At 56.6% G+C, this 13,635-nt stretch carries 10 protein-coding genes; 8 read left to right on the forward strand and 2 right to left on the reverse strand.

Going from position 1 to position 13,635, the window contains the following annotated elements; translation table 11 throughout:
- Positions 1-8 precede the first annotated feature (8 nt).
- Positions 9-455, forward strand: a complete 447-nt coding sequence (locus ET33_RS25605; RefSeq protein WP_036688838.1) for a YlbF family regulator — start codon at positions 9-11, stop codon at positions 453-455.
- Between the two features lie 41 nt (positions 456-496).
- On the opposite strand, the gene ET33_RS25610 is transcribed toward ET33_RS25605, so the two are convergent.
- Positions 497-1,516: an asparaginase gene (locus ET33_RS25610; protein ID WP_036688840.1), complete on the reverse strand. Its 1,020-nt coding sequence runs from the start codon at positions 1,514-1,516 to the stop codon at positions 497-499.
- Between the two features lie 53 nt (positions 1,517-1,569).
- On the opposite strand from ET33_RS25610, the gene ET33_RS25615 reads away from it, so the two are divergent.
- The 6 genes from ET33_RS25615 to ET33_RS25640 all read left to right on the forward strand — a co-directional run bounded on the left by ET33_RS25615 (position 1,570) and on the right by ET33_RS25640 (position 8,738).
- Positions 1,570-1,836 (forward strand): YlbG family protein, encoded by a 267-nt coding sequence (locus ET33_RS25615; RefSeq protein ID WP_036688843.1) that lies wholly within the window; start codon positions 1,570-1,572, stop codon positions 1,834-1,836.
- A gap of 228 nt (positions 1,837-2,064) precedes the next feature.
- Positions 2,065-2,505: a hypothetical protein gene (locus ET33_RS25620; protein ID WP_036688846.1), complete on the forward strand. Its 441-nt coding sequence runs from the start codon at positions 2,065-2,067 to the stop codon at positions 2,503-2,505.
- A 273-nt stretch (positions 2,506-2,778) separates the two neighbouring features.
- The gene (locus ET33_RS25625; RefSeq protein WP_036688849.1) at positions 2,779-3,690 is read left to right on the forward strand and encodes a selenium metabolism-associated LysR family transcriptional regulator; all 912 of its coding nucleotides are present in this window, start codon (positions 2,779-2,781) and stop codon (positions 3,688-3,690) included.
- A gap of 41 nt (positions 3,691-3,731) precedes the next feature.
- Positions 3,732-4,580, forward strand: coding sequence for a PHP domain-containing protein (locus ET33_RS25630; RefSeq protein ID WP_036688852.1), 849 nt, complete (start codon positions 3,732-3,734; stop codon positions 4,578-4,580).
- On the forward strand, positions 4,577-5,443 hold the full coding sequence (gene galU, locus ET33_RS25635) for a UTP--glucose-1-phosphate uridylyltransferase GalU (protein ID WP_036688855.1): 867 nt from the start codon (positions 4,577-4,579) through the stop codon (positions 5,441-5,443). The genes ET33_RS25630 and galU overlap by 4 nt, the downstream gene beginning before the upstream one ends.
- Before the next feature lie 217 nt (positions 5,444-5,660).
- The gene (locus ET33_RS25640; protein WP_036688858.1) at positions 5,661-8,738 is read left to right on the forward strand and encodes a CheR family methyltransferase; all 3,078 of its coding nucleotides are present in this window, start codon (positions 5,661-5,663) and stop codon (positions 8,736-8,738) included.
- Positions 8,739-8,797: 59 nt separating this feature from the next.
- Here ET33_RS25640 and ET33_RS25645 read toward each other — a convergent pair whose 3' ends face one another.
- On the reverse strand, positions 8,798-10,570 hold the full coding sequence (locus ET33_RS25645; protein ID WP_036688861.1) for an Rqc2 family fibronectin-binding protein: 1,773 nt from the start codon (positions 10,568-10,570) through the stop codon (positions 8,798-8,800).
- Positions 10,571-10,766: 196 nt separating this feature from the next.
- Between ET33_RS25645 and ET33_RS25650 the strand changes: the two genes are divergently transcribed.
- Entirely contained in the window at positions 10,767-13,559 is a 2,793-nt protein-coding gene (locus ET33_RS25650) for a calcium-translocating P-type ATPase, SERCA-type (RefSeq protein WP_036688863.1), read from the forward strand.
- Positions 13,560-13,635 lie beyond the last annotated feature (76 nt).

Below are 13,635 nucleotides of genomic sequence, written 5' to 3' on the forward strand. Positions count from 1 at the left end.
GCTGCTGCATGGCGGTAACGGAGACGCACACGCTCGACATGTCTGCCATACTGCTTGGGTCATATGAGCTGGCTGACCGCATCAAGTTCTCCGCGGAAACGGCGGATTATTTATATTGGAAACAACGCAAGGAGGCCGACCAGGAAGTCCGACAGTTGGTGAAGGAGTTTCTTAAAGCCAAAGAATTGTTCGAGGAGTGCGAACGCTTCGGGCATTTTCACCCGAATTACCATGAGGCGCTTGACCGGGTCAAGGCGGTTCAAGATCGGCTTGATGCTGTAGAGTCCGTCCGGCGCTTCAAGGAAGCGGAGAAACGGCTGGACGACTTGCTGCACGACGTGTCGGAGATCATCGCGCGGTCCGTATCGGATACGATCAAGGTGCCTTCGAACGATCCGCTTGCAGCCGGGGGAGGCTGCTCCTCCGGAGGAAGCTGCAGCGGCAAGTGCGGTTAATAAGCGATAAAACGGGCCCGGGGATATCCCGGGCCCGTGCTTTAGACGCGATGAAGACGGAAGACCGGCCGAACGCTGCCGACCTGATCGCCGCGGCGATTGTTCACCGCCGGCTGGTGGAAGCTGGCAAGCTGCAATGCCTCTTCGACGTTAAGCAAACCGAGCTGGAGCAGCGTTTCGGTAGCGGCGGGATAGATGGCGCGTTCGGCGCCGTCTTCAATTTTGAGGGCAATGCCGATGCCTTGCTCCGGCACGGTGGCCGCATATAAGCCCTCGGCCCCCATTTTGCCGATGATGCGGCCTTGCGTCAGCTCGGCGAGGCGGGTATCGAATCTGTTGCTGCCGGCTACATAGAACGGCGCTTTCCGAATCGCTCCGATGATCGTCCGGCAAGCCTCCGCCCGCTCCGGAGACAGGCCGTCCGGCCGCCCGAGCCGCGCGTAAGCGAATGCGAGCGAGGCCAGCGGGACGGCGAATACGGGGACTCCGCAGCCGTCGGTTCCAAGCGTGATGCTTTCCGGCGGGACCCCGCACATATCGGCGACCGTCCGGAGCATTTTTTGCTGGACAGGATGCTCGGGTGCGATATACTGTTGTATAGGAACATTCATGAGCTTGGCAAGGGCCAGCATGCCGGCATGTTTGCCGGAGCAGTTGTTATGAAGCTGTCCGGGTTCGCGACGCTCCCGCTTTATCGCATCGGCCGCGGGCTTATACATTGGCTCCTGCGGGCCGCAGCCTAGAGCGCTTTCATCCACTCCCAGCTTTCGTAAAATCTCCAGAGCGGTTGCCGCATGCTCCGGTTCCCCTCCGTGCGAGGCGCAAAGCAGCGCAGTCTCCGATGGCGTCAACCCGAACCGCTCGCTTCCGCCGGCTTCCAGCAGCGGGATGGCTTGCAGCAGTTTGGCTGTCGAGCGGGTAAACGTGTAAAATTCCGGATTCCCGGCATACGCCAGCAGCTTCCGCTCGTTATCCACAACGGCGATATGGCCACGGTGTACGCTTTCGGTCATCGATCCGCGGGAGATTTCGACTAACAATTCGTTTTCCGGTGCATCCATCGTTCATCGGTCCTTTCCTGATCCTATAGCAAACAGAAAGAAGGTCATTGTCCATGTTTACCGAGCGAAGCGGCATTATTGTCTGGGTAAGCGATTTGAAAGCGGCCGGCAAACATTTGGAGAAATATGGGAATGTCCATTTTATTTCCAAAAGACTGCACTATGCTGCGATGTACGTTTATTCCAGCCGTCTGGACGAAACGGTGAAGCAGCTTCAAAAGCTGCCGTTTGTAAAAAAAGTGGAACGCTCGTATCGAAACGAGATCAAAACCGAGTATACCAGTAACGTTCCGGATAAGACAAGATTCTATTCTCTGTAATATCGGAACGAATATACGATCATAGCTTACGGTAGAAAAGGAGCTTCTGTGCGCAGAAGCTTCTTTCTTTATTTTGGGGCATGCGCACCTTAGGCAAGCAGCAAGTTCTGGCTCCGGTTTCTAAAGTTTTTTTAATTTGATTCTCGAGTTGGAATAAGGCAAAATAATAGGTAACATTATGTGTACATAGGGTAACGGAACTATTTTTGTAGGAAAGGGGTTGGGAAGTTGAACGGAGGGAAAGTCGACGGCCGGGAACGAAAAAACGTATCGCGCGACGGGCTGCTTAGAGGTAAGCCGATTGCGGATATCGTCGTCACCCATCACGCTCGCAGCCGATGGGTCGATCGAGTGGAAACGGAGAAGACAGGCTTTCACGACATTACGGCTTTTTTGTGGAGCAAGCTGAAGTCGGACTCGATCCAACCCTACTACAAAAACGAGCAGGATGTTTACCTGATCGACGAGGATCTGGTCATGGTCGCCGAATTTGTCAAGATGGATGTGTCGGAATCGGCGAGGGAACCGGAGGCGTACAAAATGATCGTCGTCACGTTCCTTGGGAGGATGTCGGAGACGATGGAGCTGCGGGATTTGCGCTCCTATTATTCCTGGCTTCGCCATTCGCGGCGCATGACGCTGATCAAAAATAGCCGTAAGCGAAGATAAGATGCGAGGACATTTCAAGCATGCCGGGAATCGGCATGCTTTTTAGCGCTTTCCCACCCGCAGGAAAAGCTTCCGCTGATCCGCGGTCGCGCATCCTCGAATAGCTTCGATGAAGGTTTTCTTAACGGTCGGGAAAGCAGCAGTTTTCGGCGAAGCCGAACGCTTTCCCGCCCACAAGAAAACCTACCGCTGATCCGCGGTCGTGCATCCTCGAATAGCTTCGATGAAGGTTTTCTTATATAATGAGGCTACAACGCTTGCGGAGGAGTCGTTATGGCGCTTAATTTTCACCAGCTTCATATTTTTCATACTGTTGCGGAAAAGGGGAGCTTCTCCTACGCCGCGCAGGCGCTGCATATGACACAACCGGCGGTGACGATGCAGGTGCAGTCGCTTGAGGACTATTTCGGGACGAAGCTGTTCGTACGGTCGACCAAGCGGGTTGAGCTGACCGAAGCCGGCCGGGAGCTGCTGCCGTTTGCGTTCCGCAGCATTGAGCTGATGAGGGAGACGGACATTCGCATGTCCAAATTCACGCATATGCTGGAAGGCCGGCTGCATCTGGGTGCGAGCTTAACGGCGGGGGAGTATGTTTTGCCCCGGCTGTTAGGACCGTTCGGGCAAGAATATCCGAACATCTCCGTCAGCATGAAGGTCATCAATACGAAGCAAATCTTGGAGGAAGTGCTGAGTCATCAGCTGACCTTCGGCTTGGTGGAGGCCGAGGTGCATCATCCGGACGTGCATACGGAAGCCGTGTTGAATGACGAATTGAAGCTGATCGTGCCGAGGCGTCATCCGCTTGCCGAACGTGAGCAGATCGGTCTGGAGGAGCTTGCAAAATATCCGTTTATTTTGCGGGAGCAGGGCTCGGGAACGCGCAAGGTGATGGAGGAGGAACTGGCCCGGGCCGGCTGCGATGTGTCCGAACTGAAAATCGTGATGGAGCTTGGCAGCACGGGGGCGATAAAATCAGCCGTAGAGGCCGGACTCGGCATCTCGATCGTGTCGCAATCCTCCGTCAAGCATGAAGCTGCCCTCGGCGTCTTGCAGGTGAAGGACGTCGAAGGGGTTTCCTTCGCCCGCAGCTTTCATGCCATCTACTTAAACTCTACGCTGCTTCCCATCTCGGCCGTGACCTTCATGACCTTTTTGCGGGAGCGCGATTTAAGCCAGTGGCTATAACAACAGACTTGGTTGAGAAAAAAGGGAGGTCTGTAGGTTCTATGGCATTTGCAGATTTGCATACGCATACGCTGGCCTCGGACGGTACGAGGCCGCCTGCCGATAATGTCCGGCTGGCTGCAGAAGCGGGACTCGCAGCGGTAGCGATAACCGATCATGATACGGTGGGCGGACTCTGGGAGGCGATGGAAGCGGGCTTGAAGTACGGTATCGCTGTCGTACCGGGCGTGGAGATCAGCACCGTCCATGCCGGACAGGACATTCATGTGCTCGGCTATTGGATCGACGATACGGACCCTCGGTTTCTATCGAGGCTTGCAGAGCTGAGAGAAGTGCGCAACCGGCGCAACGACATGATCGTGAACAAGCTTCAGGAGCTGGGACTGTCCGTTACGATGGACGATGTGCTCGAATCGCTGCGGACCTCGAAAAAAGCGGGCGACACCGTAGGCCGTCCGCATATCGCCGATGCTTTGGTGCGCAAAGGGTATGTAAGCTCGATGGCCGAAGCGTTCGACCGATATTTGGCCAAAGGGGCGGCAGCCTACGTGAACCCGCCCCGCATCACGCCGCAGCAGGCGGTGGAGTGGATTTTGGAGGCCGGCGGAGCTCCGGTGCTGGCCCATCCGGGGCTGTACGGGCAGGACGAGCTGATCCCGCTGCTTGCGGAAGTCGGGCTCGTCGGCGTGGAAGCATTCCATTCCGACCATACCCCGGAGCAGGAAGCGCACTATGAAGCGTTGGCCACCGCGCACGGCTTGTTGGTAACGGCAGGATCGGATTACCATGGCGAACGGGGCGGCGTCGTATTTCATGCGCCGATCGGGGCGCGCCGCGTCGCTGCGGACGTCGTAGACCGGCTATTCGAACGAAGGGGGATGCGGTCATGACCGTACGCAAAGCGATTATTCCGGCCGCGGGACTCGGTACCCGATTTTTGCCGGCGACCAAAGCGCAGCCGAAGGAAATGCTGCCGATCGTCGACAAGCCGGCGATTCAATATATCGTAGAGGAAGCCATTTCATCCGGTATCGAAGATATTATGATCATCACCGGGCGCAACAAGCGGGCCATCGAAGACCATTTCGACAAATCGGTGGAGCTTGAGACCATTCTCGAAGAAAAAGGAAATCGGGAGTTACTCGGCATCGTCCAGTCCGTATCGAACCTGGCTGACGTTCATTACATACGTCAAAAGCAGCCGCTTGGGCTCGGTCACGCCGTGCTCTGCGCTCGTAAATTCATCGGCAATGAGCCGTTCGCCGTGCTGCTTGGAGACGATATCATTCAATCGGAGCCGCCTTGCCTGAAGCAAATGATCGACCTGCACGAGGCGACGAACACGTCGGTGATCGCTTGCCAGGAAGTGCCCTGGGACGACGTGGACAAATACGGTATCATCTCACCCTTGGCAGGGCAGCATTCGCATCGTTATATCGACGGCTTGATCGAGAAGCCGGAACGCGGAAAAGCCCCGTCCAACTGGGCGATTATTGGGCGGTATATCCTCACTCCGGATATTTTCGATATACTTGAGCATAGCGAGCCTGGCCGCGGCGGCGAGATTCAATTGACCGACGCCCTGCAGGAGCTGAACCGGCTGCGGCAAATGGTGATGTTTCCCGTACCGGGCCGGCGCTTTGATGTAGGCGACAAGCTGGGTTACCTCGAAGCGACAATCGAGATGGCACTGGAGCGGGAGGAGCTGCGCGGACCGTTCGAAAGTTATTTGCGCAAGCGGTTAGGCTTGTAGGAAGACCGTCCTTCTAGCGGAAACGTATCCGCCGAAGGGCGGTTTTTATTTAAGCATACCGGTGCACCGTGCTGTCAAAAAAAGTGAGCGAAATTGGAAGAAAACGGGTATACTTGAGCTGTAGCTTTATTTTTGATACGGAATCCTGTGGACGTAACGGGTAAAACATGGAAGGGAACCGGGATTCATGTACCGGCTGGGAAAGAGGTTGAAATGAATGAACGGTAATCAAGCATTGCAGTACAGGCTGTGTCCGTACGAATCCGGGGGGAAGATCGTCGGAAGAGGAGCGCCGGCCGGAGAGCTTGAAGCGCTGCCGCAATTTAGGCCGGAAGGCGGCGAACTGGAGCCCGCGATTGACGAACAGGCGCTGCAGCGGATTCTCGGGCTGCTGAACAAAGCATGCGGAATCGGCTTCCAGAACTACAAACGAAGCTGCCTCATCCGGTGCATTGAACGCCGTATGGGCAGGCTGAACCTGACAGGGGTGGAGGAATATGCGCGACTGTTGACAGACGAGCCGGACGAGCTGCTCGCGCTGGGCAAAGATTTGCTTATCGGGGTGACGCATTTTTTTCGCGACCCGCAGGCATTCGAGACCATTCAGAAAAAAGTTATTCCCGCCATCGCGGAAAACAGGCGGCACGAACGGCATATCCGCGTCTGGGTTGCGGGATGCTCAACCGGCGAAGAAGCCTACTCCCTCGCTATGCTGTTTCATCAATTCAACGAGCGCTCGACGGAGCCTTACTCGGTCAAAATTTTCTCCACCGATCTGGACAAGGACGCGGTCGCTGCAGCCAGTCAAGGCATCTATCCCGAAGCGGCGGTGAACAGTCTGCCAAAACCATGGCTTAGGCGGTATTTTACCCGATACGGAGACCTGTATCACATCAATAAAGACATTCGCAAGATGGTCGTGTTTGCGCATCATAACATGGTTGAGGACCCGCCGTTCAGCCGCTTGGATCTGATCGCCTGCCGCAATCTGTTGATCTATTTGCAATCCGAAACGCAGCAGAAGGTGCTGTCGACGTTTCATTTTGCGCTTAATCCGGATGGGTTTATGTTTTTGGGACCGAGCGAAACGATCGGCCGGCTCACGCATTTATTTGTCCCCTATGACCGCAAGTGGAATATTTTCAGGCAGAAGCAGCCGCCGGGACCGGGGCCGGTGTTCGCAAGCGAGATCGACAGGGGCGACCCCAGCGCTCCCCGGACACGTCCGACAGCAGCGGCAAGGCGGGATCGTCGGCCGTTGAAGGATGCGCAAAGCTTCATGAAAACGGACGAGTTGTATACGGCTTTCGTGGACGAGCACATGCCGCCCTGTATGGTGATCGACGAAAACAACGAAGTGATTCATCTCAGCGGCAACGTGAATCCTTATGTAACGCTGGCGAAGGGAAGGCCGAGCTGGAACATCTACAAAATCGTCGAGGCTCACTTGGCAGTGGCGATTGTAACAGCCATGCAAAAAGTCCGCAAAGAAAAGCGTGCCCTTTATTATAAAAACATGAAGGTAATCGGCTCGGAGCTATCGTCATCCGTTAATCTGATCGTGAAGCCGTTTTCATTGAAAAATAAAAAATTCGACAAGCTGGTACTCGTTTTGTTCGAGAAGCCGGAGCATCTTGGCAATCCGGTCCGGGCCGCCGACGAATTCGAAATCGAACCGAACGTCAACCATCGGATGATCGAGCTGGAGCAAGAGCTGCGGCAAGCTGAGGAGTCGCTTCAAGCGACGATCGAAGAACTGGAAACATCCAACGAGGAGCTTCAAGCGACCAACGAAGAGCTGGCGGCGGCGAATGAAGAGCTCATGAGCACGAATGAAGAGCTTCAATCGGTGAACGAAGAGCTGGCTGTGGTGAACTCGGAATATCAGTTCAAGCTTCAGGAACTGACCGAAGTGAACGACGATATGGACAATTTTTTGTCCAGCACCCACATCGGAACGGTCTTCTTGGACACCAACCTGTGCATTCGCCGGTTTGCGCCTGCCATCACGAAGGAAATCAACTTACTTGAGGTCGATTGCGGGCGTCCCTTCGGACACATTTCGCATAACTTTGATGACGATGGCATCTTAAGCGATGTTCAAAACGTGCTGAAGACGCTGATTCCCGTCGAGCGGGAGATTCGGAGCCGCAGCGGGCTGTGGTACAGCATGCGCGTTCTGCCTTACCGTACGAACGATCATGTGATCAAAGGCATCGTCCTGACATTCGTGGATATCACGGAGCTAAAGTCGGCCAACGAGCAGCTGCTTAAGCTTTCTTATGCCATAGAGCAAAGCCCTTGCGTCATCGTCATTGCTGATGCGGAGGGGAAGATCCAATACGCGAACCCCAAATTTACGGAAATGACCGAGTTCCAAATGGCCGAGATGGCGGGCACTTCCCTTCGCGAGCTGAATCATTGGGACGCCTCCGCGACCACGTTCGAGGAAATCTGGAGCATGCTCTCGTCGGGACACAAGTGGAAAGGCGAGTTGGAATGCCGGCGCAAAAACGGGCCGAATTATTCGGAATCCGTCAAGATTTTGCCGATTAAAGATCAGGATGGCCGGATTATCCATTATCTTAAAATCGCCGAGGACATTACGGAGCGGAAGCAAACGGAGGAGTTGCTGCGGAAGTCGGAGATGCTGTCGGCCGTCGGCCAGCTTGCCGCCGGCATCGCGCATGAAATTCGCAATCCGCTGACCGCGCTCAAAGGCTTTACCAAGCTGATGGGCTCGGGAGGGCAGCACGGAAACTATTTGTCCATCATGGCGGACGAGCTGGAGCGGATCGAAGAGATCGTCGGCGAGCTGCTCGTGCTGGCGAAGCCGCAGGCGGTCGACTTTTTGCCGAAATCCGTGCCTTCGATCCTGCATGACGTCATTATGCTGCTCGAAACGCAAGCCATCATCAGCAAGGTGACCATTGAAACGGACATCGAGGATGAACTTCCGCTGGCAAGCTGCGTAGAAAACCAGTTGAAGCAGGTATTCATCAATGTGCTGAAGAACGGAGTGGAAGCGATGCCGGGAGGCGGCACGTTCCTCGTCAAGGCGGAAAAGTCGGAGCGGGGCAGCATACGCATCAGCTTTATCGACCAAGGCTGCGGCATTCCGGAGACCAAGCTGGCGAAGCTGGGTCAACCGTTTTATACGACGAAAAACAAAGGAACGGGTCTCGGGCTCATGGTCAGCTACAAAATTATTGAAAATCATCGCGGGTCCATGACCATAACGAGTAAGGAAGGGTTCGGAACGACGGTCGTTATTGAACTTCCGGCGGTGCCGTAAATGAAAAAGCACCTGATTCGCATACTGCGGATTCAGGTGCTTTTGCTCGCTGTTCGGGTTTATTTTATGGCTACCGGCAGCTGCTTGATGCTCCCCGGGTCGGGCGTGACGAACAGCGTTTTTTGATGGTCGTAGATCACGAATCCCGGCTTGGCGCCGCTAGGCTTGCGCACGTGACGGATGAGCGTATAATCGACCGGCACCTGGCTCGATTCCTTGGCTTGGCTGAACCAGGCGGCAAGCTGGGCCGCTTCGTGCAAGGTAGCATCGCCGTACTCGGCGCTGCGAATGACGACATGAGAGCCCGGAATATCTTTCGTATGCAGCCACATATCGCCGGGGTGGGCGAGCCGGTTCGTTAAGTATTCGTTCTGCGTGTTGTTTTTGCCGACATAGATCGGGATGCCTTCGCTTGAAGTGTAGCAGGCCAAAGCCGGCTTTTGGTTCGGCTTTTTTTTGCGTCCTTTTTTGCCGCGGTCCCGAACGTAGCCTTGCTCCGTTAGCTCCTCGCGGATTTCCTCGATATCGGCCAGTCCCGCGCTGGCAAGCTGCTGCAGCAAATTGTCCAAGTAACGGATTTCCTCGTGAGCCTCGGCTATCTGCTGCTGAACGGCGATCAAGCTGTTTTTGCTTTTGGAATATTTCTTGAAATACCGCTGGGCGTTCTCGGACGGCGTCAGCAGCGGATCAAGCTCGATCGTGACGGGACGCTGCTCTTCATCGTAATAGTTCACGACTTCGATTTGCTTGTCGCCTTTGCGGATTTGGTGCAGCGAAGCGGTCAGCAGCTCGCCAAGGATGCGGAAACGGTCCGCTCCGCGGGCGTCCTCCATCGTCTCTTCCAGCTTTTCCAGCTTTTTGATGTTTTTGCTGCGTTCGTTGCTGAGCAGCCGGAACAGATCGGCTACGCGCTGCTTCACGGTATCCCGTTCGGCCTTGTCTCCGTAATAGGCTTCGAGGCAGGCACTGATCGAGGCGAAACGCTGCGTCTCGCCCTGCACGTGGCTCAGCTCCGTAATGGAGAAGAACGTTTTGCCCGTCGACGCTTCTTCGACAATAACCGCTTCCGTCGCTCCGGCTTCCAGCTTTTCGGTGAGCTCCCGGAACGGAGCCCAAAGCTTCGCAGGCATTTCGGACGGCAGAGGCAGGCCCCCGTTGGCGGCGCGATGCACAAGCTCGCGGGCGACGAGCGGGCTGAACCCGCTAAAATGCCCGACGAGAGCCTGCTCCCAGAAGCGCGGGGAAGCGGGCTGCTCATCGGCCGCCTCGGCCGCTTCGGTAAGGAGAGCGGTGAACCTCTCCTCACTCATTCCGAACGGAAGCAGCTTGTACTGCTCCGGCGGTGGCGTATAGACGCTGCCCGGCATGACGATGCGGTAGCTGCTGATCGCCGGCGTGACGTGATGGATGCCGTCGGTAATGATCCCGGTCGCCGGGTCCTTCAAAATAATATTGCTGTGGCGGCCCATAATCTCCACGACGATGGTTTTGAGACTGAGGTCCCCGAGTTCGTCGCGCTGCCGGATGTTCAGATGCAATATCCGCTCGAGACCGGGCTGCTCGATCGCTTCGATGATGCCCCCTTCGCAGTGCTTGCGCAGCAGCATGCAGAACATCGGCGCTTCCAGCGGATTCAGGAAGCTCTGCTCGGTGAGGTGCACCCGGGGGTAGGTGGGGTTGGCGGACAGCAGCAGTTTCAGGTTCCGGCCGACCGCGCGGATTTGCAGGACGATATCGTTTTCCGATGGCATCTGCACTTTATTGATTCGGGCCCCGACGCAGCATTGCAGCTCGCGGGCCAGACTGTGAACGACGAGACCGTCGAAAGACATGCGGGACAACTCCATTCTTCATGCGCAAAAAGCGATTTTTGAGTGCTACCCTCTATCATGCCATATTTTCAAGCAAATTTTAAGTCGCCGGGCCCGAATATGTCTGAGGCAGCCTCGGCGTTCCTTTCCCAGGTGCTAATTTCCAGCTTGTCTGAATACATTTAACGTAGACAACCTTTTGGGAGGGAAAAAGCAGATGAGTCAGAAGAAGTGGTATCAAATGTCGACGGAAGAAACCCTGCAGTCGTCCGGGACAGAGCCTTCAAAAGGGCTGACTATGGAGGAATCGGAAAAGCGTCTGGCCGCATACGGCAAAAACGAGCTGGCGGAAGGACAAGGCGTGTCTCCCGTGACGCTGTTTTTGAACCAATTCAAAGACTTCATGGTGCTCGTGCTCGCCGGAGCGACGCTCGTCTCGGGTCTGTTGGGCGAATATTTGGACGCGGTCGCGATCATTGCGATTATTATCATGAACGGCATTCTCGGTTTCGTGCAGGAATTCCGGGCGGAACGATCGCTGCGGGCGCTGAAGGAGCTGTCGGCGCCGAACGCCAACGTGCTGCGGGAGGGCCGAGTGGAGCTCATACCGGCACGATGGCTGGTTCCAGGGGATATCGTCGTGCTGGAAAGCGGCGACCGGATGCCGGCGGACGTCCGGTTCATTGAGACGAACGGTCTTTATGCGGAAGAATCCGCGCTGACGGGGGAATCCGTGCCGGTCGCCAAACATACGGAGCCGCTGGAGGGAGAAGATATCCCTCTGGGGGATCAGCGCAATGTAGGCTTTATGGGGACGATGCTGACGAGAGGAACGGCCAAAGGAGTCGTGGTCCGTACTGGCATGGCGACCGAGATGGGCAAGATCGCTGACCTCATCCAAAATACTGATGCCACCGAGACGCCTTTGCAGCACCGGCTTGAGCAGCTCGGCAAAATATTGATCGTCGTTGCGCTGGCGCTGACGGTGATGGTCGTGGTTGCGGGAATCCTGCACGGACAGGAGCCGTACGGCATGTTCCTAGCCGGAGTGAGCCTTGCGGTCGCCGCGATTCCGGAGGGGCTGCCGGCGATCGTGACCATCGCTCTGGCGCTCGGGGTACAGCGGATGATTCAGCGCAAGGCGATCGTCCGCAAGCTGCCTTCCGTCGAGACGCTCGGCTGCGCTTCGGTCATCTGCTCGGACAAAACCGGCACGCTGACGCAAAATAAAATGGCTGTGACCCATTTATGGGCAGGCGGCGAACTGCTTGAGGTGACGGGGAACGGCTACGACCCGCGCGGCGAAATTTTGAAGCAGGGGCAGCACGTCGATGTGCGGAAAAACCAGATGCTGCGCCGGCTGCTACAGGTTTCCGTGCTCTGCAACAACGCGGAGCTGCGGGAGGAGCGGACGGAGTCCAAGAAAAATCAGCCGGAGGACGAGACGGAGGCCGTGTGGAGCATCAAGGGCGATCCGACGGAGGGAGCGCTTGTCGTGCTCGGGGCTAAAGCCGGCGTCACGCAGCAATCGCTCGGAGGCTTGTACCGGCGCGTCGTGGAGTTCCCGTTCGATTCGGAGCGCAAGCGGATGTCGGTCATCGTCGAGCATCAGGGCGGGCGGATGGTCTGCACAAAGGGAGCGCCCGACGTCTTGGTGCAGCAGTGCACCTACGTGCTGTGGGACGACAAAATCATCCCGTTCACTCCGACGCTCAAGCAGAAGGTGATGGCCGCGAACGAAGGGATGGCCAAAAACGCGCTCCGCGTGCTCGGCCTGGCTTACCGCGATTTGAAACTGACGGAACGAAGCGAGGAAGAGACGACGGTGGAAAGCCAGCTTGTGTTCGTCGGTCTGACCGGGATGATCGACCCGCCGCGCAAAGAAGCGCGGGAAGCGATTCTCAAATGCCGCAAGGCCGGAATCAGAACGGTCATGATCACCGGCGATCACCAGACGACGGCGGAGGCCATTGCCAGGCAGATCGGCATTCTGCCGCAGGACGGCCTCGCTCTGAACGGCCAGCAGCTTAGCGCGATGAGCGACGACGACCTGGATAAGCGCATCGGCGAGGTGTACGTCTATGCGCGCGTGTCGCCGGAGCATAAGCTGCGCATCGTCAAATCGCTGCAGCGCCAAGGCCACGTCGTGGCGATGACCGGCGACGGCGTGAACGACGCGCCGGCGATCAAGGCGGCGGATATCGGCATCGCCATGGGGATCAGCGGGACGGACGTATCGAAGGAAGCGTCCGCGCTCGTGCTCAGCGACGATAATTTTGCCACGATCGTCTCGGCCATCGAGGAAGGACGCGGGATTTACGAAAATATCCGCAAATTTATTCGCTACTTGCTTGCTTCGAATGTCGGCGAAATTTTGACGATGTTCCTCGCCATGCTGGCCGGATTGCCGCTGCCGCTCGTGCCAATTCAGATTTTATGGGTCAATCTCGTGACGGACGGACTGCCGGCCATGGCGCTCGGCGTGGATCAGGCGGAGAAGGATCTGATGCAGCAGAAGCCCCGTCTGGCCAAAGAAAATATTTTTGCTCGCCGCCTCGGGTGGAAAATTATAAGCCGCGGCATTCTAATCGGACTGTGTACCCTGGCGGCGTTCTACATTACGCTCAAGCAGGGCGGGGACGGCCCGGGCGCGCTTATCAAGGCGCAGTCGGTCGCTTTCGCCACGCTGGTTATGGCGCAGCTCATCCATGTGTTCGACTGCCGCAGCTCGCGCTCGATTTTCCACCGGAACCCGCTGCAGAACAAGTGGCTTGTGATGGCGGTCGTCTCTTCGCTGCTGCTGATGCTGCCGGTGCTCTATGTCGAGCGGCTCCAGCCGATTTTCAAGACGGTGCCGCTCGGTGTTATGGATTGGGTGCTTGTGCTCGTATTTGCGGGTATCCCGACATTTCTGATGGGTATCGGAAGCCTGATGAGCAAGCCGCGGAAACGCAAGCCTGCGTCCTACGGAGGCGGCGGGTCGAAGGCGATGAAGCCGGTCGTACGGTAAGAGGATAGGAGCCGGACCCCTGCAAAAGCAGAGGGTTCGGCTATTTGCATTTTCGCCCGAATTCGGATAAAATTTT

This window comes from Paenibacillus tyrphae (assembly GCF_000722545.1).
In the GTDB taxonomy this organism is placed as follows: domain Bacteria; phylum Bacillota; class Bacilli; order Paenibacillales; family NBRC-103111; genus Paenibacillus_G; species Paenibacillus_G tyrfis.

Coding starts and splice junctions, on each gene's coding strand:
- ET33_RS25605 (WP_036688838.1), top strand. CDS start 9: ATGGCGGTAACGGAGACGCACACGCTCGACATGTCTGCCATACTGCTT.
- ET33_RS25610 (WP_036688840.1), bottom strand. CDS start 1,516: ATGGATGCACCGGAAAACGAATTGTTAGTCGAAATCTCCCGCGGATCG.
- ET33_RS25615 (WP_036688843.1), top strand. CDS start 1,570: ATGTTTACCGAGCGAAGCGGCATTATTGTCTGGGTAAGCGATTTGAAA.
- ET33_RS25625 (WP_036688849.1), top strand. CDS start 2,779: ATGGCGCTTAATTTTCACCAGCTTCATATTTTTCATACTGTTGCGGAA.
- ET33_RS25630 (WP_036688852.1), top strand. CDS start 3,732: ATGGCATTTGCAGATTTGCATACGCATACGCTGGCCTCGGACGGTACG.
- galU (WP_036688855.1), top strand. CDS start 4,577: ATGACCGTACGCAAAGCGATTATTCCGGCCGCGGGACTCGGTACCCGA.
- ET33_RS25640 (WP_036688858.1), top strand. CDS start 5,661: ATGAACGGTAATCAAGCATTGCAGTACAGGCTGTGTCCGTACGAATCC.
- ET33_RS25645 (WP_036688861.1), bottom strand. CDS start 10,570: ATGTCTTTCGACGGTCTCGTCGTTCACAGTCTGGCCCGCGAGCTGCAA.
- ET33_RS25650 (WP_036688863.1), top strand. CDS start 10,767: ATGAGTCAGAAGAAGTGGTATCAAATGTCGACGGAAGAAACCCTGCAG.